We start from the raw sequence: 21872 nt of genomic DNA on the forward strand, positions 1-21872 counted from the left end.
CAGTATGATGAGCACACCGCGTCTTGTGGAGGCTGTGGCGGGCGGGTTCACACCAATGGGCCCGAGTGCCAGGCTTGGATCGTGAACGCTCTTCTCGAACACCTACGTGCGGGGCTGCCCGCCGAGGCCCTGATCACCGATCCGGACGTCACCGCCTCCTACGCCCACGACATGGCGAGCTTCTGCGAAGCGGGCACGCCGTCCGTCGTCGTGCTCCCGCGCACGGTCGAGCAGGTCCAGCACATCATGCGCACAGCCACGGCCCTGCGCGTCCCGGTCGTCCCTCAAGGAGCCCGTACCGGTCTGTCGGGCGCGGCCAACGCCTGCGACGACTGCATCGTGCTGTCCCTGGTGAAGATGGACCGGATCCTGGAGATCAACCCGGTGGACCGGATCGCCGTCGTCGAACCGGGCGTCATCAACGCGGTGCTGTCCCGGGCGGTCAACGAGCACGGTCTCTACTACCCACCGGACCCCTCCAGCTGGGAGACGTGCACCATCGGCGGCAACATCGGCACCGCGTCCGGCGGTCTGTGCTGCGTGAAGTACGGCGTCACCGCCGAATACGTACTCGGCCTGGAGGTCGTCCTCGCCGACGGGCGGCTGCTCACCACCGGCCGCCGCACCGCGAAGGGCGTCGCCGGATACGACCTCACCCGGCTCTTCGTCGGCTCGGAGGGCAGCCTCGGCATCGTCGTCAAGGCCGTGCTCGCGCTGAAGCCCCGGCCGCCGCAGCAACTGGTCCTGGCCGCCGAGTTCCCGAGCGCGGCCACCGCCTGCGATGCGATCTGCCGGATCATGGAGCGTGGTCACACCCCGTCACTCCTCGAACTGATGGACCGTACAACAGTCCATGCCGTCAACAGGATGGCCAACATGGGTCTCCCCGACACCACCGAGGCACTCCTGCTCGCCGCCTTCGACACCCCGGACCCGTCGGCCGACCTGGCCGCTGTCGCCGAGCTGTGCACCGCGGCGGGCGCCACCGAGGTGGTACCGGCCGAGGACGCCGCCGAGTCCGACATGCTGCTCCAGGCCCGGCGGATGTCGCTCACCGCACTGGAGACCGTCAAGTCGGCCACGATGATCGACGACGTCTGCGTGCCGCGCTCGAAGCTCGGCGCGATGCTCGAAGGCACCGCCGCCGTCGCCGAGAAGTACGACCTCACCATCGGCGTCTGCGCGCACGCGGGGGACGGCAACACCCACCCCGTCGTCTGCTTCGACCACACCGACGCCGACGAGTCCCGGCGGGCCAGGGAATCCTTCGACGAGATCATGGCGCTCGGCCTGGAACTCGGCGGCACGATCACCGGTGAACACGGTGTCGGCGTCCTGAAGAAGGAGTGGCTCGCGCGCGAGCTCGGAGAGGTGAGCGTCGAATTGCACCGGGGCATCAAGCAGGCGTTCGACCCTCTGGGACTGCTCAACCCGGGCAAGGTGTTCTGACGGCCGGCCGGACCGTGCCCGCTCATACGGCGCCGTCCTGCGGCTCGTCCGGCCCCCACGGGTCGCTCAGCCACAGATCGTCGGCCGGGAGCGGCGCGAGCAGCTCGGCGAGGCATTCGTCGATACCGAGCCGCTCGCTCTCCGTCCCCGGCGGAACCAGCCGCAGAGTCCGCTCCAGCCAGGTGGCCACCGCGGCGGACGGCACCTCCAGAAGGGCGTTGCCGTCGGGCGAAGTCAGTGCCACGAAGACGACGTTGCGCAAGTCGGACTTGGACGGCCAGATCCGCACGTCCCCTTCGCCGCACGGCCGGAACACACCCTCGACCAGCAGCTCGCGGGCGAACGTCCAGTGCACGGGGAACTCGGAGCCCACGTGAAAGGCGACGTGCACGGCGTACGGGTCCTGTGTGCGGAAGGTCAGCCGGGCAGGGACGGGGATGCTGCGTTCGGGCGACAGAACCAGCTTGAGCTCCAGATCGCGTTCCACGACGGTGTGCATGAGTGCGTCCTTTCGGTGCCTGTGGGCCGGTCCCGCGACCGTCCGCACAAGGAGAGAGCGCCCTCCCCGCCAGCTATTACGCGACTTCCGGAAAAAACTTCTGCGTGCCCGGAAAGTGGCCCAAACCCCTGGACTGGCCCAGGGGTACGCGGGCGTCTGATAGATGTGGACCCGTCATATTGAGGCCGCGAAGAGATACGGGACCACGGTGATGAGCGCCCCAACCCCGGCACCCGGTGACGAAAGCCCCCGTGAGGGGTACTACCCCGACCCGTCCATTCCCGGATATGTCCGGTACTGGAACGGCGCTTCGTGGGTGCCCGGCACGAGCCGGCCCGCCCCTCAGCAGGGCGCGCCGATGCCCGCGACGCCATCCGGAGCGGCGGCCGAACCGCAGCCGCCGGCCCCGGCGCCGGTGGACGAGACCGGTCCGGTGTTCCTCGACGGGGAGCCGTACGCGGACAACCGCCCCGAACCGGCCACCGTCTGGCAGGCCGACGCCTCCCGGCAGAGCGGCTTCGGTGGGGAACTCGACCGGCGGGTCTCCTGGGGTGGCACCGGGCAGCCCGGCGGACAGGGCGAGCCGGGCCGGCAGGGCGAGCCGGGCCGGCAGGGCGAGCCGGGCCGGCCGTCGGGGCCGGAGTCCGGCCGGGTACCGCGACTGCCTGTCGGCCGTGCTCCCGCGGTCCGGGAACCTGCCGACCGTGCTCCCGCGGTCCGGGAACCCGTCGACCGTGCCCCCGCGGTCCGGGAACCTGCCGACCGTGCTCCCGCGGTCCGGGAACCCGTCGACCGTGCCCCCGCGGTTCGGGAGCGCGCGGACCGGGTCCCCGCAGTTCTTGAACCTGTGGACCGTGCTCCCGCGGACCCGCGTCGGCCGGCCTCGCCGGACCCGACGGGCGGTGCGCTGCCGGGCATGCGTGACGGCAGCCGCCAGGCCCCCGAGAACACCGTCGCGATCCGGGGCGACCGCCCGGGGCGCCCCGGCGGCAGTGACGCGGGCGGCCCGCCCGCCGACGGTACGGTCGTGATCCGCGCCGCGGGCCGGGGCGCCCGCCCGCCCGTTCCCCGGACGACGGGACAGGGACTCGCCCCGGTACAGCCCTCCGCCCCCGCCCAGATCCAGGCCCCCCAGAACCAGGCCCCAGCCCCGGCCCCCGCCGAGCTCAACAGTCCTCTCACCCCGGGCCCCGGCGGCGGTGCCGCCTCCTGGGCGCAGCAGGCTCACCAACTTGCACAGCCCGACCAGACGGCCCGCGCGCAGCCCCAGCAACACCAGCCCCAGCAACACCAGCCCCAGCAACACCACCCACAACAACACCAATCCCACCTCCCGCTCCAGGGGCAGCAGCCGCCCCCGCAACTCGGTGCGCAGGGCGGGCAGCCGGACCAGCCCGTTGTTCCCTGGAAGCCCCCGGTCAATGACCCCTTCCAGCAACTCGCGCAGGCCCAGGCATCGGCCAGGCCCGCCGGACTCGGCAAGAGGTTCGCCGCCCGGCTCATCGACACGGTGGTGCTGGCCGCGCTCGTCGGCGCGATCGGCTTCCCGCTCGTCTCGCGGGCGATGGACCACATCGACGAGAAGATCAGCGCGGCGAAGCTGTCGGGAGAGACGGTCACCGTCTGGCTGGTGGACTACACCACGGCCGGTCTGTTCGGTGGGGTACTCGGCGCGTTCCTTGTGCTCGGCGTCCTGCTGGAGGCGCTGCCGACCGCGAAGTGGGGCCGTACGCTCGGCAAGAAGCTCTGCGGACTCGAAGTGCGGGACATCGAGTCCCACGAGGTCCCGTCCTTCGGCGCCGCGCTGCGCCGCTGGCTTGTCTATGGCGTGCTGGGCGTCCTGGTCGTCGGGGTGGTGAATGTGCTCTGGTGTCTGTTCGACCGGCCGTGGCGCCAGTGCTGGCACGACAAGGCGGCGCACACCTTCGTGGCGGGCTGACTCCGCGCGAGGGCCCACGGAGCCCACTCCACCGGCTGACGGCTCATCGGGGGAGGGGCCTTCGGGGCTCGTGCATTCCCCCGAACGCACCTGAGCCGTTGCGGGCGCCCGTGTGCCGGGGTGCACTGCCCCCATGAGCAACGATCAGCCGACGTCCGGTCAGCCGCCCGAGGACGACCCGTTCCTCAAGAAGCCGCAGGAACCGCAAGGGCAGCCGGAGCCGCAGGGACCGCATGGACCTCAGGCGCCTCAGGGACCTCAAGAGCCTCAGGGACCTCCGGCGCCTCAGGGTCCGCAGGGGCCGCCGTCGGGTTCGCCCTACGACAGCGCTCCTCCGCCTCCTCCTCCTCCTCCTCCGCCGCCGTACGATCCTGGTGCCTACGGCGGCGGTGGCCCGTACGGGGGCGTGGATCCGCTGGCCGGTATGCCGCCGCTCGGCGAGCCCGGCAAGCGGATTCTGGCCCGGCTGATCGACCTCCTGATCGTCTTCATCCCGCTGTATCTGATCTCGTTGCCGTGGGGCGGCGTGGTCGGGATGAATGGAAACAACAGAGGCAACAGCGACCTCGGTGATGCCTTCAGCCAGACGTACAACGGGCATCAGCTGCTCTGGTGGCTGATCGGTCTGGTGCTCTACGTCGCGTACGACACGTACTTCACGCACAAGGACGGCCGGACCATCGGCAAGCGGCTGCTGAAGCTCCGGGTCGCGATGCTCAACGACGGCAGGGTGCCGGACACCAGTGCGTCGTTCCTGCGCGCCGTGGTGCTGTGGGTGCCGGCACTGCTGTGCTGCCCGTGCCTGTGGTGGCTGGTCATCATCGCACTCATGCTCACGGACAAGCCGTACCGGCAGGGCCTCCATGACAAGGCGGCGAAGACCGTGGTCGTCCAGACCAACTGAGGCCCTGGGCCGAGGCGATGTGCGTCAGCTCCGCAGGGAATGCTCGCCCAGGAGCTCGTCCACACGAGCCGCGGCACGCTGCTGGGCCGTGCGGGCCGGCGGGATCGAGGCCTGGGCTCCGTCGCGGGCGAGGCCCTCGGCCTCGACGGCGGCGGAGACCGCATCCTGGTTCATGCGGACTGCCGCCCCGGCCTTCGCCGACTTCGCTGTCTTCGTCCGGGACGGGTGGGGTACGGTCACGGCCACCAGCAGGCCGAGCGCAAGCGCCGCGGTCCCGATGACGGCGATGCCGAGGCCCGAACCCGTGCGGGAGAGCAGCAGCATGGCGAGGGTCGAGAAGACGACGGTGACCGAACCGTAGGAGAGCTGTGCGGCATTGATGCGCGGCATGTCGGTATCCGTCCTCGGGGCATCGGATGGGCAGTCTCTCGACACGGTCGCACTGTCGAGCGACTCTACGACGGTGGATGCCCGTGAGGAACCGGCAGTAAGCATCACCTATCCCGCGGTACCAGTGCACGGGGGGCGCACGGAGTCATTTCGTTTTCCAAGCGCCGTCCGTGACGCGCCGGTTGGCTGCACGGTGAACGTCCGGATATCGGAAATGCACTCCTGCATAGTGCACTTGGCCTGTTCAAGTCAAGGTCTGTCTTTTTCCGCGTAACTCCGGTCGAATGTCGTCACTTGTGACGCGTATCCGCGCGCGGCCCCACCACACCACCCCAGGCCGCAGCCGCGGGCGCCGGGGAGGACTGCATCAAGTGAGCACTAACAGGCAGGCGCTTCGCGCCGCAGCGGTTGTCGTGGCCATGGCCGCCACTGCCGCCACGGCGTCGGCTTTCGCCACTGCCCAGGCGGACGAGCGCACCGCGGGGGCGAAGTCGCCCGTGGCCGAGCGCCGCGACCCGGGTTCGGCCAAGGGCAACGCACATGACCTGGACGGCCCCTTCAGCAAGCAGCAGGACGCCCAGCGTCAGGCCGCTCTGGAGAAGGTCATAGCGGGCGACAAGAAGGTGTCGACGCGGGGCGGCTCCAAGGTCGTCAAGCTCGACGACAAGAAGTACGTCGAGCTCGGCCGCGAGAAGACCGACAAGATCTTCACCGTCCTGGTGGAGTTCGGCGACAAGGTCGACAACACGACCATGTTCGACCCGGACGGCGACGGCCCCGAGCCGGCCGTTCCGAAGTACGGCGGCACACCCGGCCCGGCGCACAACCAGATAGCCAAGCCGGACCCCAAGAAGGACAACAGCACCGCCTGGCAGGCCGACTACAACCAGGCGCACTTCCAGGACCTCTACTTCGGCGAGGGCACCGGTAAGGACTCCCTGAAGACGTACTACGAGAAGACGTCCTCCGGGCGCTACTCGGTCGACGGCAAGGTCTCCGACTGGGTCAAGGTGCCGTACAACGAGGCCCGTTACGGGTCCAACTACTGCGGCTCCAGCAACTGCGCCAACGCCTGGGACATGATCAAGGACGGCGTGAACGCCTGGGCCGCCGACCAGAAGGCCAAGGGCCGTACCCCCGAGCAGATCAAGACGGACCTGGCGCAGTACGACGAGTGGGACCGTTACGACTTCGACAACGACGGCAACTTCAACGAGCCGGACGGGTACATCGACCACTTCCAGATCGTCCACGCCGGTGAGGACGAGTCCGCGGGCGGCGGCGTCGAGGGCGAGAACGCCATCTGGGCGCACCGCTGGTACGCGTACGGCACCAACGCCGGTGCGACCGGCCCGGACGGCAACAAGGCCGGCGGCACCGAGATCGGTGACACCGGCATCTGGGTCGGCGACTACACCGCGCAGCCCGAGAACGGCGGCCTGGGTGTCTTCGCCCACGAGTACGGCCACGACCTGGGCCTGCCCGACCTGTACGACACCACCAACCGCGCCGAGAACTCGGTCGGTTTCTGGTCCCTGATGTCGGCCGGCTCCTGGCTCGGCACCGGTAAGAACCAGATCGGTGACCTGCCCGGCGACATGACCTCCTGGGACAAGCTCCAGCTGGGCTGGCTCAACTACGGCAAGGCCAAGGCCGCGACGAACTCCATCCACAAGCTGGGCGTGTCCGAGTACAACACCAAGGACAAGCAGGCGCTTCTCGTCACGCTGCCCGACAAGGCCGTCACCACCGCTGTCACGAAGCCCGCAGAGGGCTCCAAGCAGTGGTGGAGCGACAGGGGTGACAACCTCAACAACACCCTGTCCCGTTCGGTCGACCTGACCGGCAAGTCCAAGGCGTCCCTCGACCTTTCGGGCTGGTGGGACATCGAGAAGGACTACGACTACCTCTACGCCGAGGTGTCCACGAACGGCGGCACTAGCTGGACCGCGATCGACGGCACGGCCGACGGCAAGGCGATCCCGCGCGACGCCAGCGACAAGCCGGCTCTGACCGACGTCTCCGGCAAGTACCAGACGCTCTCCTACCCGCTGGACGCCTACGCGGGCCAGAAGATCGACATCCGCTTCCGTTACGCCACCGACGGCGGCGCGGGCGGCGTCGGCTTCGCGGCCGACACCATCTCGGTCAACGCCGATGGTGCCGCGCTGTTCACGGACAACGCCGAGGGCGACGACAACGGCTGGACCGCCAAGGGCTTCTCCCGCGTCGGCGAGTCGTTCACCAAGGACTACCCGCAGTACTACCTCGCGGAGAACCGCCAGTACGTCAGCTACGACAAGACCCTCAAGGTCGGCCCGTACAACTTCGGCTTCTCCAAGACCCGTCCGGACTGGGTCGAGCACTACCCGTACCAGAACGGTCTGCTCATCTGGCTCTGGGACACCTCCCAGAAGGACAACAACGTCTCGACCCACCCGGGCAAGGGCCTGATCCTGCCGGTCGACGCGCACGCCAAGCCGCTGAAGTGGGCGGACGGCACGATCATCCGCAACAAGATCCAGCCCTTCGACGCGCCCTTCAGCTGGTACGCGACCGACGGCTTCACGCTGCACAACGCCGATGTGCCGGTGCAGATCAAGCCGCAGCTCGGCGTCCCGGTCTTCGACGACCACAAGGGCACGTACTGGTACAAGGAAAACAAGACCGGAAGTGTTCAGGTCGCTGACACGAACACCCGGATCACGATCGTCAGCGAGCCGCGTGACGGCTCGACGATGACCGTCAAGGTCGGGGCCTCGCACAAGTAACCCCGTATCGCCGCAGGTCAGAGCTTGATCGGCCGTCGCCCTCTAGCGGGCGGCGGCCGATCGTGTTTAGGTGCGTCTTGACCAGAACCTTAGACCGACCGGCACATGGGGGGTGGGAGAAGGAGCGGGGCTGGGTGCGTGCAGCTGCAAGGCGGAGGATTGAGTCAACGCGGAGCGTTGGTGATTGACGACAACGCCGCAGATGTGCGTACCCAGCCCCGCGACGCCGCCCCCCCATGTGCCGGTCGGTCTTGTTGACATGATGTCTCACGGGGGAGCGTGGAGCATGGCAGGCGGAGGCTTCAGCAAGTTGCCGAACGGCAGGGTGGTGGTGGCAATCAGCCTGACCGGTCCAACGGACGGAACGGGTCCGGGCACTCCCGTCCGGGTCCTGGTGCACGCCGCCAACCGGGCCCGCGCGCTGACCCGGCTGCGCAATCTGGGCCTGCGCGCCGTCTACCTCCGCGGCAACGCCGAGCCGCCCACCCCGGACGAGATCACCGCCGTGCTGCACCACCCGGACGGGGTGCTCTGGCGAGCGAGACCGGAGCGGGCCCAAGAGCTCTGGCACCCGATCCGAGCGCTGCTCCGCCCTGCCTGAGGCGCACCACGGCAGCTCTCGCCCCCGGGGCTACACGACAGGCTTCCCGGAAAGCTTCACGCCCGCCCTGCGGAGCTCCTCGAGCGCCCGCTCCGTGGTCTCCTCGGCGACCCCCGCGGTCAGGTCGAGCAGCACATGCGTCGTAAAGCCGGCCCGGACCGCGTCCAGCGCCGTCGCCCGCACACAGTGGTCGGTCGCTATGCCGACCACGTCGACCTCGGTGACCTTGCGGGCCCGCAGCCAGTCGGCCAGCCCCACGCCGTTCTCGTCGATGCCCTCGAAGCCGCTGTACGCCGCGGCGTAGGCACCCTTGTCGAACACCGCGTCGATCGCCCCCGAGGCGACCGCAGGGGCGAAATTGGGGTGGAAGCCCACCCCCTCCGTGCCGGCGACACAGTGCGCGGGCCAGGAGTGCTCGAAGTCCGGCTGTGCGGCAAAGTGGCTGCCCGGGTCGATGTGGTGGTCGCGGGTGGCCACCACATGGCGGTACCCGGGCTGAGCGTCGCCGATCAGGTCGGTGATGGCGGCAGCGACATCGGCGCCCCCCGCCACGGCGAGGCTGCCGCCCTCGCAGAAGTCGTTCTGAACGTCCACGACGATCAAGGCGCGGTGCATGGAGGGTGTCCTTCGATGGGGGACGGATCGGCGGTCATGGGGGACGTATTCGAGCCTAGAGACCCGGGCGCGGTTCAGGGAGGGAACGGGGCAAAAGGGTCACCGGGCGCCCCGGTCGCTTTTCTCTCGCCCGCCCCCTCACGCGTACTCCGTGGGAATCACCGGCTCCCCGCGGGACAGCTGGATCGCCGACATCGGCAGCCCCGCCCGCGCCGCGATGTGCCGCTCACGGGCCGCGTCCAACGGCTCACGGGCGATCGCTTCGCCGCCCCTGAGCAGCTCGACCAGCAGCTGCCGGTCGGCCAGCTCCGCCGGTACGGGACCGGCGCCGATCACCTCTGCCTCGGCCACCCCGTGCTCGTCCAGCCGGCGCGCGGCCCACTTGCGGCCGCCCACCGACGTCTTCGCGCCGAGCGACTTCTTGGCGACCGGGCACAGCGGCTCCGTGGGGTCGGCGGACCCGGCGCGGGCGACCAGCTTGTAGACCATGGAGCAGGTGGGCTGACCGCTGCCGGTCACCAGCTGCGTGCCGACCCCGTACGCGTCGACCGGCGCCGCGGCCAGCGACGCGATCGCGTACTCGTCCAGATCCGATGTCACCACGATCTTCGTCGCGGTGGCGCCCAGCTCGTCCAGCTGCTGCCGTACCCGGTGCGCGACCAGCAGCAGGTCCCCGGAGTCGATCCGTACCGCACCCAGCTCGGTCCCGGCGACCTCGACCGCCGTACGGACCGCCTCGGCGACGTCGTACGTGTCGACCAGCAGCGTCGTGCCCCGGCCCAGCGAGTCGATCTGGGCCTGGAACGCGTCGCGCTCGGTGTCGTGGAGCAGCGTGAAGGCGTGGGCGCTCGTCCCGACGGTCGGGATGTTGTAGCGGAAGCCCGCGGCCAGGTCGGATGTGCTGTCGAAGCCGCCGATGTACGCGGCGCGCGCCGACGCCACAGCGGACAGTTCGTGGGTGCGGCGTGCACCCATCTCGATCAGCCCACGCCCGCCCGCCGCGGCGGACATCCGTGACGCCGCCGCGGCGATCGCCGAGTCGTGGTTGAGGATCGAGAGGATCACCGTCTCCAGCAGCACGCATTCGGCGAAGGAGCCCTCGACCCGCAAAATCGGCGAGCCGGGGAAGTACACCTCGCCCTCCGGGTAACCCCAGATGTCGCCGCTGAAGCGGTAGTCGGCCAGCCAGTCGAGCGTGGGCCCGTCGACGACGTTCTGTTCGCGCAGGAAGGTGAGCATCTCGTCGTCGAAGTGGAAGTTCTCCACCGCGTCCAGCACCCGTCCGATGCCCGCGACGACGCCGTAGCGCCGCCCCTCCGGCAGCCGGCGGGTGAACGTCTCGAAGACCGAGCGTCGGTCGGCCGTGCCGGCCTTCAGGGCGGCCTGCACCATCGTGAGCTCGTACTGGTCGGTGAAGAGCGCGGTCGACGGCACACCGACCCGTCGCCCAAGGTCCGCAGAGTTCATGGCCTGGATGCTACCTCTATGTCGTCAGAGTGACGAGATGTCGGGTCGTTTGTGCGATGACCGCCCTCGGGTGGCAGCATGGGGTGCGTGAGCGTCGCCCCCACAGAGATCGAGCGTCCCGAATCGGCCGAGGAGAGTTTCGTTGTCCCCGAGCCCGACGTCCCCTGGGTGACGCTGGTCCACAATGACCCGGTCAATCTCATGAGCTATGTGACCTATGTCTTCCAGGCCTACTTCGGCTACTCCAAGGACAAGGCGCACAAGCTGATGCTGGACGTCCACCAGAAGGGCCGCGCCGTCGTCTCCAGCGGCAGTCGCGAGGAGATGGAACGCGACGTCCAGGCCATGCATGGCTACGGGCTGTGGGCCACCCTCACGCAGGACCGCAACTAGACCGATCTCCTCTGCCCCGCCCGACCCACCATCGGAGAAAACCCATGGCCGGCCACTTCGAGGCCACCCCCGACGGCGGCGCGGCCGTCGCGCTCGACGAGGTGGAGATCGCGATCCTGCGCTCCCTCGCCGTCCAGTTGCTGGAACTGATCGGTCCCGGCGAAGAGCCCGCCGAGGGTGCGGATCCCCTCGCCGCCCTCTTCGCCGAAGGGCCCAGCGAACCGCCCACCGACCCCGCCCTGGCCCGCCTCTTTCCCGAGGCGTACGGCGACGAGGACAGTGAACTGCGCGCCGCTTCCGCCGAGTTCCGCCGCTTCACCGAGAATGATCTGCGTACCCGTAAGCGCAACGACGCCCTCACTGTCGTACGCACCCTGGACGCTCTCTCCGTCAACAAGGCCGGCGACACCGTGCTGAAGCTGACCGGCGACGAATGCCGCCACTGGCTCGGTGCGCTGAATGATCTCCGGCTGACCATCGGCACCCGTCTTGACGTCTCCGACGACGACGAGGGCGAGGCCGGCTCGCTCTACCGGCTTCCCGACAGCGACCCGCGCAAGCCGATGGTCATGGCCTATCTCTGGCTCGGTGCGCTCCAGGAAACCCTCGTGGAAACCCTGATGCCGTAGTTCCCGCGTACGGATTTCCCGATCATTCGCTCACGGATTTCCCGATCACTCGCTCACGGACTTCCGGATCATTCGCTCAAGAAATCCCCGATCACTCGCTCACGGATTTCCCGATCATTCACTTCACGGACTTCCCGAGTGTTCGTTCACGGGCTTCTTGGCCACTCACGCACCGCATTTGCTCAAAGAATGCTCAAATCTGAATAACAATCCCGTCACCCGAACAGTCTCTTTTGTGGCGACATGAAACGCTTGTCCGCTTTTTCCTGTGACGTGTGCCACATAATGTCCGGTGATCCACCCATGTGCCCGTGGTAAATCTTCACGACCACTCGGGGACGCCACCTCTGTTCCCGAGGGCGCTACAAGCCGGCCACCGCCGGCGGCACTCCATCCATATCCGGGGGGATCAGGACCTGATCCGCAGCCTCAACGGCGCGGATCGGCGTGGAGAAAGGCGCAGCACATGACATCGGCGCAGGTAGACAAGGGACAAGACGGCCGCAAGGCCGCAGCGGTCGCAGATGCCGGCGCGGCGGGCGAGGGGTACCAGCGGACCCTCGGCGCCCGCCAGATCCAGATGATCGCCATCGGCGGGGCCATCGGCACCGGCCTCTTCCTCGGCGCGGGAAAGGCGATCGCCAAGGCCGGGCCCAGCCTCGTCCTGGCCTATGCCATCGCGGGCCTGGTGATCTTCTTCATCATGCGGGCCCTGGGCGAACTCCTCATGTACCGACCGGTGTCGGGCTCCTTCTCGGAGTACGCCCGCGAATTCATCGGTCCCTTCGCCGGCTTTGTCACCGGCTGGACCTACTGGCTGTTCTGGGTCGTCACCGGAATCACCGAAGTCACCGCAGCCGCCCAGTACATGACGTTCTGGTTCGATATTCCCCAATGGGTGTCGGCCCTGATCTTCACGATCATCCTCTACGGCGTGAACCTGATCTCCGTAAAGCTCTTCGGTGAACTCGAATTCTGGTTCTCGATGGTCAAGGTGACCGCCATCGTCGGCATGATCCTCATCTGCGCCGGAATTCTCACCCTCGGCTTCTCCGACGCCGGGGACACCGCGTCCGTCACCCACCTCTGGGCCGACGGCGGCTTCTTCCCGCACGGCATCTCGGGCACCTTGATGACCCTGCAGATCGTGATGTTCGCCTTCCTCGCCGTCGAACTCGTCGGCGTCACCGCAGGCGAGTCCAAGGACCCGAAGACCGTCCTGCCCAAGGCCATCAACACCGTGCCGTGGCGCATCGCCGTCTTCTACGTCGGCGCGCTCATCATGATTCTTTCCGTGGTTCCGTGGACCGAGTTCCAGGCCGACGTCTCGCCGTTCGTCGCCGCCTTCCAGAAGATGGGCCTCGGTATCGGCGCCGGCATCGTCAACTTCGTCGTGCTGACCGCCGCCCTCTCCTCCTGCAACTCCGGCATGTACTCCACCGGCCGCATGCTCCGCGACCTCGCGCTCAACGGCCAGGGCCCGAAGTTCTTCACCCGCCTCACCCGGAGCGGCACCCCGCTCGTCGGCACCACCTTCTCCGCCGCCCTGATGCTCGTCGGCGTCTGGATCAACTACCAGTGGCCCGGCGACGCCTTCACCTATGTCGTCTCCTTCGCCACCATCTCCGGCATGTGGGCGTGGATCATGATCCTCATCTGCCAGATCCGCTACCGCCGCCTCGCAGACCGCGGCGTCCTCCCGCAGTCCGGCTTCCGGGCCCCCGGCGCCCCGTTCACCAGCATCTTCGCGCTGTTCTTCATCGGCATGGTCATCGTGATGATGGGCATCGACAAGGACGCCAGGATCTCGCTGTACTGCGCCCCGCTCTGGGCGGTCGTCCTCGGCGTCTCGTACCTGGTGCTCAGGGCCCGTAACCCCGAGAACAAGGCCTTCGCGAAGAGCTGAGGCCATCTCCGCACGAACCCCGAGCCATCCCCGGACGACCGGCCGCCCCACCAACCGGTCCACCATGCGGGCCCCCGCGTACCACCCCTCGGTACGCGGGGGCCCGCATGCGAAGGCGGGCCGCACGCACCAGGTCCCGCTCCTTCCCCCGCTCCCCACGGGACAGCCCTTGGCCACCGGCCCGCCTATCCTGGCAGCCATGCTGACCATCACCCAGACGCTCTACGACCAGATCGTCGCGCACTCGCGCGCCGACCACCCCGACGAGGCGTGCGGCGTGGTCGCGGGGCCGGCCGGAACCGGCCGCGCCGAACGGTTCATCCCCATGCTCAACGCCGCTCGCTCGCCCACCTTCTACGAGTTCGACTCGGGCGACCTCCTCAAGCTCTACCGAGAGATGGACGACCGTGACGAGGAGCCGGTGATCGTCTACCACTCGCACACCGCGACCGAGGCCTACCCGTCCCGCACCGACGTCACGTACGCCAACGAACCCGGCGCCCACTACGTCCTCGTCTCCACCGCGGACACCGACGACGCGGGCCCCTTCCAGTTCCGCTCCTACCGGATCGTGGACGGCGAGATCACCGAGGAGGTCGTCGAGGTCGTCGAGGCGTACGAAGCCGCCTGACCGCCTCGCACCGCCCGAACCCGGTACTCCACCGGCCGGACGGGGCCGGGCCCACCACGGTCCCGTCCACCTGTCGAACACCGACCATCCGACAGGTGAGATCACACTCCGGATTGCGGACCGGGAATCGATACGATGACCGCATGGTTCCCCATGACGTGAGCGACAAGACGCCGGGCATGCTGCTCGTGGCGCGGCTGCACGTCGACCTGTGCAGGCTCTCCAGCGCGATCTGTACGAGCCGCCTGCCCGTCGGCCGCAAGGCCTGAGCCGGGCTCGCGGCCCGAGCACCCATCCGTCACGCACCAACCCCTGCGCGGGGGCAGATTCGCGCGCCCACGTCACCTCTTTCGCTTTCGACAGGAGCCCACGCCATGGCCATCGAGGTCCGCATCCCGACCATCCTCCGCACCTACACCGACGGCGCCAAGGTCGTCGAGGGCAACGGGGAAACCCTCGCCGACCTCTTCACGGACCTGGACACCCGCCACAACGGCATCCGTGAGCGCATCGTCGACGGCGACGAACTCCGCCGCTTCGTGAACGTCTACCTCAACGACGAGGACGTCCGCTTCCTCGACGGCATCTCCACCAAGCTCAGCGACGGCGACAGTGTCACCGTCCTCCCGGCCGTCGCCGGCGGAGCCGCCGGGGCGACGGCCGGGCGACGGGCGGGCAGGAACTGATGCGGTACGACAGCCCGCTCGCCGCGGTGGGCAACACCCCGCTCGTCCGCCTGCCGCGGCTCTCACCGTCGGACGACGTCCGTATCTGGGCCAAGCTGGAGGACCGCAACCCCACCGGCTCGATCAAGGACCGCCCCGCGCTCCACATGGTCGAACAGGCCGAGAAGGACGGCCGGCTGACCCCCGGCTGCACCATCCTGGAACCCACCAGCGGCAACACCGGCATCTCGCTCGCCATGGCGGCCAAGCTCAAGGGCTACCGCATCGTGTGCGTCATGCCGGAGAACACCTCCCAGGAACGGCGCGACCTCCTCGCCATGTGGGGCGCCGAGATCATCTCCTCCCCGGCGGCGGGCGGATCCAACACAGCCGTACGCGTCGCCAAGGAACTGGCCGCCGAGCACCCCGACTGGGTGATGCTCTACCAGTACGGCAACCCGGACAACGCCGGCGCCCACTACGCCACCACCGGCCCGGAGATCCTCGCCGACCTGCCCACCATCACCCACTTCGTGGCGGGCCTCGGCACCACCGGCACACTGATGGGCGTCGGCCGGTTCCTGCGCGAACACAATCCGGACATCAAGATCGTCGCCGCCGAGCCGCGCTACGACGACCTGGTCTACGGACTCCGCAACCTCGATGAGGGCTTCGTCCCCGAGCTCTACGACGCCTCGATACTCACCACCCGCTTCTCCGTCGGCTCGGCGGACGCCGTCACCCGTACCCGCGAACTCCTCCAGCAGGAGGGCATCTTCGCGGGCGTCTCCACCGGCGCCGCACTCCACGCCGCGATCGGAGTGGGAAACAAGGCCGTCAAGGCGGGGGAGTCGGCCGACATCGTCTTCGTCGTCGCGGACGGCGGCTGGAAGTACCTCTCGACGGGCGTCTACACGGCCTCGACAACAGAAGCAGCCATCAAAACGCTGCACGGCCAGCTCTGGGCTTAGGGCCTGTCTGGGGCACATGGGGGTGGGCGTGCGCCACGGCCACGCTCACCCCGCCGGCCTCCCGCCTCACCCGAACTTCCGCACCCGCTCCCACACCCCCGGATCCACCACCCCCACCCGCCGCCGGAACCCCCGCACCGCAACCTCCCGCAACTCGTCCGTCTCCAGGAAGCTCTCCCGCCCCCGCGCATCCCCCACCGTCCCCGCGGGCAGCGCGATCACCCCGGACCGCTCCTCGTGATACTTGCTGGTGATCTTCGCGACGAGCGCCGAGTCACCCCGTACCGACAGCACCAGGCAGGGCCGGTCCTTCGCCCCGGGCCCGTCCTCGTACGGCACCTCGGCCCACCAGATCTCACCCGGCCGAGGCCTCCGCTCCGGCTCCGGCCCACGCCCCGGCCCCGCAGGCGGACGCGTCCGCCCGCCCGGACGACCACCGGAGCGCGTACCCGCCGACCTGCCGGAACGACCGCCCGGCCGTCGCCCGCCCCGCCCCCGCCCATCGGCAACCGCCGCTACGAGCGCGAGCAGCACGACAACGGCGAACGCGATCCACCACCAGGACATGTCCATGTCCCGACCGTACCGGCCTCCCCACCCCATCCATCGAACCGGTGACAGAGCAGGTGAGTTCGCCCACAACGGATGGCTGTGGGGGAGCGACCGGCTGTTTCGAGCTTTACGCTCGACAAACCGCTCAACAGACCGCACGAACCCTCCCCGTTCCCACGCCCCGGAGGTTCACGCTCCATGAAGCTCACCGTCGTCGGCTGCTCGGGCTCGTTCCCGTCCGCGGGATCAGCGTGTTCGAGCTACCTCGTAGAGGCCGACGGCTTCAGGCTGCTCCTCGACATGGGCAATGGCGCCCTCGGCGAGCTGCAGCGCCATGTCGGTCTCTACGACCTCGACGCCATCTTCCTCAGCCACCTGCATGTCGATCACTGCATCGACATGTGCGCGTACTTCGTCGTCCGCTACTACCGGCACGACGGCGGCCGTCCCGCACCCATTCCGGTCTACGGTCCCGACGGCACCGAGCAGCGGCTGACCACCGCCCACGGCGACACCCCGTCCGAGCGGGCGATGAGTGAGGTCTTCGACTTCCACACGCTGAAGCCGGGCTCGTTCGAGATCGGCCCCTTCTCGGTCCGTACGGAGAAGGTCTGCCACCCCGTCGACTCCTTCGCCATCCGGATCGAGCACGGAGGCCGCTCGCTCACGTACTCCGGCGACACAGGCGCCTGCGAGGCCCTGGACGAACTCGCCGAGGGCGTCGATCTGTTCCTCTGCGAAGCATCGTTCGTCCATGGCAAGGAGGACATCCCGGACCTTCACCTCAACGGCCACGAGGCGGGCGACATCGCCGCCCGCGCCGGAGTGGGACGGCTCGTGCTCACCCACATCCCTCCGTGGACCGATGCCGATCGCAACCTGGCCGATGCCCGCCTGCTCTACGCCGGGCCGGTGGAGGTGGCGGCACCCGGCGCGGTCTACGAGGTCTAGCGGTCTGCGAGACCTCGCGTTCGCTATTTCGTGAGGTTCCTCTCGATCTCCGCCTCCAGCTCATCGGGCTCCCGGCCCGGAGTCTGGAGATCGAATCGGGTGATGGCGAACCGGAAGATCACGTAGTACGCGACGGCGAAGGCCAGACCGATCGGAATGATCAGCCATGGCTCGGTCGCCAGGCTCCAGTTGATGACGTAGTCGATCAGGCCCGCGGAGAAACTGAAGCCGTCCTTGACGCCGATCGCCCAGGTCACCGCCATCGAGACACCGGTGAGCACCACGTGGATCGCGTACAGCAGCGGTGCGACGAAGAGGAACGAGTACTCGATCGGCTCGGTGATCCCCGTCACGAAGGACGTCAGGCCGACCGAGAGCATCATGCCGCCGACCGCCTTCCGGCGATGCGGCTTGGCGCAGTGGTGGATCGCCAGCGCCGCCGCCGGCAGGGCGAACATCATGATCGGGAAGAAGCCCGAGGTGAACTGACCGGCCGTCGGGTCGCCCGCCAGGAACCGGTTGATGTCACCGTGCACGACCGTGCCGTCCGGCTTGATGAAGTCGCCGAACTGGAACCAGACGAATGTGTTCAGGAACTGGTGGAGGCCAATGACCAGCAGCGCGCGGTTGGCGACACCGAAGATGCCGGAGCCCACCCAGTCCAGGCCCACCAGCCACTTGGAGAAGCTGGTCAGACCGTCGCCGATCGGCTGCCAGAGCCACGCGCAGAGCGCCGCGAAGCAGAGGCCGACGAACGCCATGATGATGGGGACGAGCCGGCGGCCGTTGAAGAAGCCCAGCCAGTCCACCAGCTTGACCCGGTGGTACCGCTGCCAGAACCAGGCGGACAGCAGGCCCATCACAATGCCGCCGAACACCCCGGGATTCTGATACTGGGCGGCCGTGACCTTGGCGTCCTTGGTGACGCAGGTGCCGAACCAGGTGCCGCCGGAAGTGAACGTCGAACCCGGTGCGCAGTCCACCGGGAAGGCGTGCAGCACCGCGTAATAGACAAGGAAGCCGGCCACCGCCGCGAGTGCGGTCGAGCCGTCCGACTTCTTCGCCATGCCGATCGCCACACCGACGCAGAACAGCAACGGGAGGCCGAGCCCCGAGTCGAGCAGCGCGCCACCCGCGGCGGCGAACACCTTGGCGACATTGCCCCAGCCCAGACCCTTGTCACCGAATACGTCCGGCTGGCCCAGCCGGTTGAGAATGCCTGCCGCCGGCAGGACGGCGATCGGGAGCTGGAGGCTGCGTCCCATCTTCTGAAGACCTTGGAAGAAGGTGTTCCACCACGTCTTCTGGGGCACTGCGGCGCTGCTCGAGCTCATCGGCGTCCTCCCGGAACAAAGGCGCGGTCGGCGGTCGTGGCAAACTGGTGTAGACCAATTGGGGTGTGGCGCGTAACCCGTCCGGAAGACAGGGTGCCGATGATCGTCATCTTTGAGGACCGGTCAGCCGCTCGCTCGCGAAGCTGGGCCAAACGTGCGTTACGGTGACGAAACGGACCCATGGTGGGCCGTCACACGCATATGAACAACCAGGGAGAAGGCCATGGCCAGCAAGGCTGAGAAGATCGTCGCCGGGCTCGGCGGTATCGACAACATCGACGAGATCGAAGGCTGCATCACGCGCCTGCGCACCGAGGTCCACGACCCCAGCAAGGTCGACGAAGTCGCGCTCAAGGCCGCCGGAGCCCACGGTGTCGTCAAGATGGGAACCGCGATCCAGGTCGTCATCGGTACCGACGCCGACCCCATCGCCGCCGACATCGAAGACATGATGTGACCAGCCGGCGAATCCCCTGCCGAGCCAAAGCCCAGCACCGCACAGGCCCTGCCCGCCCGGACGGGGCCTGCGCCACACCCGAACGGGCGCCACCCCCGCACCCGATAAGGTCGAGACCATGTCTCGTATCGACGGCCGCACCCCCGAAGAGCTCCGCCCCGTCACCATCGAACGCGGATGGAGCAAGCACGCCGAAGGCTCCGTACTCATCTCCTTCGGCGACACCAAGGTCTTCTGCACCGCCTCCGTCACCGAAGGCGTCCCCCGCTGGCGCAAGGGCAGCGGCGAAGGCTGGGTCACCGCCGAATACTCCATGCTGCCCCGCTCCACCAACACCCGCGGCGACCGCGAATCCGTACGCGGCAAGATCGGCGGCCGCACCCACGAGATCAGCCGCCTCATCGGCCGTTCCCTGCGCGCCGTCGTCGACTACAAGGCCCTCGGCGAGAACACCATCGTCCTGGACTGCGACGTCCTCCAGGCCGACGGCGGCACCCGCACCGCCGCCATCACCGGCGCCTACGTCGCCCTCGCCGACGCCGTCACCTGGGCCCAGCGCAAGAAGCTCGTCAAGCACGGCCGCAAGCCGCTGACCGACACGGTCTCCGCGATCAGCGTCGGCATCGTCGACGGCACCCCCCTCCTCGACCTCTGCTACGAGGAGGACGTCCGCGCCGACACCGACATGAACGTCGTCTGCACCGGCGACGGCCGCTTCGTCGAGGTCCAGGGCACCGCCGAGGCCACCCCCTTCGACCGCAAGGAACTGGGCGCACTCCTCGACCTCGCCACCGCCGGCTGCGCGGACCTCACCGTCTTCCAGAACGACGCCCTCGCCCGCACCCTCGGCGAGTGAGACCGACCGGCTCGGGTAAAGAAGCAACCACATACGCACCCCAATGCGTCGTTACGAACACGGGCGCACGGTTCGAACCGTGCGCCCGTCCGTATATCCGCACCTGGGGAGGAACCGCACCATGGCCAAGGCCGACCGCCGCCGTCGCATCACCGTCGCACTGACCCTGACCGCCCTCACCCTCACCGCCACAGCCGGCTGCGGCGCCGTCGACAAGGCGCTCGACTGCGTCCGCACCGCCGACGCCATCGCCACCAGCGTCGACAACCTCCGACAGGCCGCCTCCAACGCCTCGGACGACCCCACCTGGGCATCCGAAGCCCTCGACGACATCGAGAAGGAACTCGGCAACCTCGGCGACCAGACCGACAACGCCGACCTCGACAAGGCCGTCGACGACCTGCAATCCGGCGTCGCCAACGTCCGCGACGCCATCAAGAAGGGCGACACCACCGTCGACATCACCCCGGTCACTGACGCCGCCAAGGAGATCGGCAAGGTCTGCACACCCTGACCACCACCGATACTGGGTGACATGACCCGCCTCATCCTCGCCACCCGCAACGCCGGGAAGATCACCGAACTCCACGCGATCCTCGCCGACGCAGGCCTCGACCACGAGCTCGTCGGCGCGGACGCGTACCCCCACATTCCCGACGTCAAGGAAACCGGCGTCACTTTCGCCGAGAACGCCCTCCTCAAGGCCCACGCCCTCGCGAAGGCCACCGGCCACCCCGCCGTCGCCGACGACTCCGGCCTCTGCGTGGACGTACTCGGCGGCGCCCCCGGCATCTTCTCCGCCCGCTGGGCCGGCACCCACGGCGACGACCGGGCCAACCTGGACCTGCTCCTGGCCCAGCTCTCGGACATCGACGCCCCGCACCGCGCCGCCCACTTCGCCTGCGCGGCAGCCCTGGCCCTCCCCGACGGCACGGAACGCGTGGTCGAGGGCCGCCTGATCGGCACCCTGCGCCACACCCCGTCCGGCACGAACGGCTTCGGCTACGACCCGATCCTCCAGCCGGACGGCGACACCCGCACCTGCGCCGAACTGACCCCGGCGGAGAAGAACGCGATCAGCCACCGCGGCAAGGCGTTCCGCGCGCTGGTACCGGTGGTGCGGGAGCTGCTGGGCCGGGCGTAGCGGGTACGAGAACGGCCTGCGAACCAAGTCCCTTGGTTCGCAGGCCGTTCACTGTGCGGCGGAAGGGATTCGAACCCTCAAGCCGTTTCACGGGCCACAGATCCTAAGTCTGCTGTGTCGCCATTGCACCACCGCCGCAAGCTGTCAGACATGCTACCGGGGTGCGCCTGCGGGCCGACAGGTACGGGGTCAGATCCCGAGGTCCTTGATGATCTTGGCTACGTGGCCGGTGGCCTTGACGTTGTACAGGGCTCGTTCGACCTTGCCCTCTTCGTCCACGACGATCGTGGAGCGGATGACGCCCGTCACCGTTTTGCCGTAGAGCTTCTTCTCGCCGAAGGCGCCGTATGCCGCGAGGGTCTCCTTGGAGGGATCGCCGACCAGGGTGACCTCGAGGTTTTCCTTCTCGCGGAACTTGGCGAGCTTCTCGGGCTTGTCGGGGGAGACGCCGATGACGTCGTATCCGGCGCCGGCGAGCACGTCCAGGTTGTCGGTGAAGTCACAGGCCTGCTTGGTGCAGCCGGGGGTGAGGGCGGCCGGGTAGAAGTAGACGATGACCTTGCGGCCCTGGTGGTCGGCGAGCGAGATTTCGTTGCCGTCGGCGTCGGGGAGGGTGAAGGCGGGGGCGGTGTCGCCGGGCTGGAGTCGCTCGCTCATGGTTCTCCTCAGGTGGCACGTGGGGTGTACGGGACCGAGCGTAATAGGGGTGCCGCCGGGTGCGTGGGCGGTGAAGCTGACAGACTGTCGA

The 21872-nt window shown here is 68.5% G+C and carries 24 protein-coding genes and 1 tRNA gene; 17 read left to right on the plus strand and 8 right to left on the minus strand.

Annotated elements, in window-relative coordinates; all coding sequences use genetic code 11:
• Positions 1–81 precede the first annotated feature (81 nt).
• Positions 82–1449, plus strand: a complete 1368-nt coding sequence (locus ACH4EW_RS09095) for an FAD-binding oxidoreductase (RefSeq protein ID WP_398253609.1) — start codon at positions 82–84, stop codon at positions 1447–1449.
• A gap of 22 nt (positions 1450–1471) precedes the next feature.
• Here the strand turns inward: ACH4EW_RS09095 and ACH4EW_RS09100 are convergent, their stop codons facing one another.
• The gene (locus ACH4EW_RS09100; protein ID WP_398253612.1) at positions 1472–1948 is read right to left on the minus strand and encodes an SsgA family sporulation/cell division regulator; all 477 of its coding nucleotides are present in this window, start codon (positions 1946–1948) and stop codon (positions 1472–1474) included.
• A gap of 211 nt (positions 1949–2159) precedes the next feature.
• Here ACH4EW_RS09100 and ACH4EW_RS09105 point away from each other — a divergent pair, with 211 nt between their 5' ends.
• Both ACH4EW_RS09105 and ACH4EW_RS09110 read left to right on the plus strand, forming a co-directional pair.
• Positions 2160–3887 (plus strand): RDD family protein, encoded by a 1728-nt coding sequence (locus ACH4EW_RS09105; protein ID WP_398253614.1) that lies wholly within the window; start codon positions 2160–2162, stop codon positions 3885–3887.
• A 133-nt stretch (positions 3888–4020) separates the two neighbouring features.
• Positions 4021–4791 (plus strand): RDD family protein, encoded by a 771-nt coding sequence (locus ACH4EW_RS09110; protein ID WP_398253616.1) that lies wholly within the window; start codon positions 4021–4023, stop codon positions 4789–4791.
• A gap of 24 nt (positions 4792–4815) precedes the next feature.
• On the opposite strand, the gene ACH4EW_RS09115 is transcribed toward ACH4EW_RS09110, so the two are convergent.
• Positions 4816–5181, minus strand: coding sequence for a hypothetical protein (locus ACH4EW_RS09115; RefSeq protein WP_398253618.1), 366 nt, complete (start codon positions 5179–5181; stop codon positions 4816–4818).
• A 419-nt stretch (positions 5182–5600) separates the two neighbouring features.
• On the opposite strand from ACH4EW_RS09115, the gene ACH4EW_RS09120 reads away from it, so the two are divergent.
• Both ACH4EW_RS09120 and ACH4EW_RS09125 read left to right on the plus strand, forming a co-directional pair.
• Positions 5601–7952 carry an immune inhibitor A domain-containing protein gene (locus ACH4EW_RS09120; protein ID WP_398254753.1) on the plus strand — a complete coding sequence of 784 codons (2352 nt, stop codon included), beginning with the start codon at positions 5601–5603 and terminating at the stop codon, positions 7950–7952.
• Positions 7953–8238: 286 nt separating this feature from the next.
• Entirely contained in the window at positions 8239–8553 is a 315-nt protein-coding gene (locus tag ACH4EW_RS09125; protein ID WP_398253620.1) for a hypothetical protein, read from the plus strand.
• A gap of 30 nt (positions 8554–8583) precedes the next feature.
• On the opposite strand, the gene ACH4EW_RS09130 is transcribed toward ACH4EW_RS09125, so the two are convergent.
• Together ACH4EW_RS09130 and ACH4EW_RS09135 are read right to left on the minus strand one after the other, a co-directional pair.
• Positions 8584–9168, minus strand: coding sequence for an isochorismatase family protein (locus tag ACH4EW_RS09130; protein WP_398253623.1), 585 nt, complete (start codon positions 9166–9168; stop codon positions 8584–8586).
• Between the two features lie 138 nt (positions 9169–9306).
• Positions 9307–10635, minus strand: a complete 1329-nt coding sequence (locus ACH4EW_RS09135) for a nicotinate phosphoribosyltransferase (RefSeq protein WP_398253626.1) — start codon at positions 10633–10635, stop codon at positions 9307–9309.
• Between the two features lie 78 nt (positions 10636–10713).
• Here ACH4EW_RS09135 and clpS point away from each other — a divergent pair, with 78 nt between their 5' ends.
• The 7 genes from clpS (at position 10714) to ACH4EW_RS09170 (ending at position 15830) form a co-directional block, all read left to right on the plus strand.
• Positions 10714–11028: an ATP-dependent Clp protease adapter ClpS gene (gene clpS, locus ACH4EW_RS09140; RefSeq protein ID WP_398253628.1), complete on the plus strand. Its 315-nt coding sequence runs from the start codon at positions 10714–10716 to the stop codon at positions 11026–11028.
• Between the two features lie 44 nt (positions 11029–11072).
• Positions 11073–11657 carry a DUF2017 domain-containing protein gene (locus ACH4EW_RS09145; RefSeq protein WP_398253630.1) on the plus strand — a complete coding sequence of 195 codons (585 nt, stop codon included), beginning with the start codon at positions 11073–11075 and terminating at the stop codon, positions 11655–11657.
• 466 nt (positions 11658–12123) lie between these two features.
• A complete protein-coding gene (locus ACH4EW_RS09150; protein ID WP_398253633.1) occupies positions 12124–13563 on the plus strand; it encodes an amino acid permease in 1440 nt (479 codons plus the stop codon).
• Between the two features lie 199 nt (positions 13564–13762).
• On the plus strand, positions 13763–14194 hold the full coding sequence (locus tag ACH4EW_RS09155; protein ID WP_398253635.1) for a Mov34/MPN/PAD-1 family protein: 432 nt from the start codon (positions 13763–13765) through the stop codon (positions 14192–14194).
• A gap of 143 nt (positions 14195–14337) precedes the next feature.
• Positions 14338–14463 (plus strand): putative leader peptide, encoded by a 126-nt coding sequence (locus ACH4EW_RS09160; RefSeq protein WP_398253637.1) that lies wholly within the window; start codon positions 14338–14340, stop codon positions 14461–14463.
• A gap of 105 nt (positions 14464–14568) precedes the next feature.
• A complete protein-coding gene (locus tag ACH4EW_RS09165; RefSeq protein WP_398253639.1) occupies positions 14569–14880 on the plus strand; it encodes a MoaD/ThiS family protein in 312 nt (103 codons plus the stop codon).
• Entirely contained in the window at positions 14880–15830 is a 951-nt protein-coding gene (locus tag ACH4EW_RS09170; RefSeq protein WP_398253642.1) for a PLP-dependent cysteine synthase family protein, read from the plus strand. Before ACH4EW_RS09165 ends, ACH4EW_RS09170 begins: the two co-directional genes overlap by 1 nt.
• Before the next feature lie 66 nt (positions 15831–15896).
• On the opposite strand, the gene ACH4EW_RS09175 is transcribed toward ACH4EW_RS09170, so the two are convergent.
• Positions 15897–16403: a type II toxin-antitoxin system PemK/MazF family toxin gene (locus ACH4EW_RS09175; protein WP_398253644.1), complete on the minus strand. Its 507-nt coding sequence runs from the start codon at positions 16401–16403 to the stop codon at positions 15897–15899.
• Positions 16404–16580: 177 nt separating this feature from the next.
• Here ACH4EW_RS09175 and ACH4EW_RS09180 point away from each other — a divergent pair, with 177 nt between their 5' ends.
• Entirely contained in the window at positions 16581–17333 is a 753-nt protein-coding gene (locus ACH4EW_RS09180) for an MBL fold metallo-hydrolase (RefSeq protein WP_398253646.1), read from the plus strand.
• Positions 17334–17356: 23 nt separating this feature from the next.
• On the opposite strand, the gene ACH4EW_RS09185 is transcribed toward ACH4EW_RS09180, so the two are convergent.
• Positions 17357–18667, minus strand: coding sequence for a PTS transporter subunit EIIC (locus ACH4EW_RS09185; RefSeq protein WP_398253649.1), 1311 nt, complete (start codon positions 18665–18667; stop codon positions 17357–17359).
• A 223-nt stretch (positions 18668–18890) separates the two neighbouring features.
• Here ACH4EW_RS09185 and ACH4EW_RS09190 point away from each other — a divergent pair, with 223 nt between their 5' ends.
• The 4 genes from ACH4EW_RS09190 to rdgB all read left to right on the plus strand — a co-directional run bounded on the left by ACH4EW_RS09190 (position 18891) and on the right by rdgB (position 21124).
• The gene (locus tag ACH4EW_RS09190; RefSeq protein WP_398253651.1) at positions 18891–19124 is read left to right on the plus strand and encodes a glucose PTS transporter subunit EIIB; all 234 of its coding nucleotides are present in this window, start codon (positions 18891–18893) and stop codon (positions 19122–19124) included.
• Between the two features lie 118 nt (positions 19125–19242).
• A complete protein-coding gene (rph, locus tag ACH4EW_RS09195) occupies positions 19243–19980 on the plus strand; it encodes a ribonuclease PH (protein ID WP_398253653.1) in 738 nt (245 codons plus the stop codon).
• Between the two features lie 121 nt (positions 19981–20101).
• Complete coding sequence (locus ACH4EW_RS09200; RefSeq protein WP_398253655.1) at positions 20102–20494, plus strand: hypothetical protein; 393 nt, start codon at positions 20102–20104, stop codon at positions 20492–20494.
• Positions 20495–20515: 21 nt separating this feature from the next.
• Positions 20516–21124 (plus strand): RdgB/HAM1 family non-canonical purine NTP pyrophosphatase, encoded by a 609-nt coding sequence (gene rdgB, locus ACH4EW_RS09205; protein WP_398253658.1) that lies wholly within the window; start codon positions 20516–20518, stop codon positions 21122–21124.
• A 54-nt stretch (positions 21125–21178) separates the two neighbouring features.
• On the opposite strand, the gene ACH4EW_RS09210 is transcribed toward rdgB, so the two are convergent.
• Positions 21179–21262, minus strand: a tRNA-Leu gene (locus tag ACH4EW_RS09210).
• Between the two features lie 51 nt (positions 21263–21313).
• A complete protein-coding gene (gene bcp / locus ACH4EW_RS09215; protein ID WP_398253660.1) occupies positions 21314–21781 on the minus strand; it encodes a thioredoxin-dependent thiol peroxidase in 468 nt (155 codons plus the stop codon).
• Positions 21782–21872: the final 91 nt, after the last annotated feature.

The organism is Streptomyces sp. NPDC018000, from assembly GCF_044328025.1.
In the GTDB taxonomy this organism is placed as follows: Bacteria; Actinomycetota; Actinomycetes; order Streptomycetales; family Streptomycetaceae; genus Streptomyces.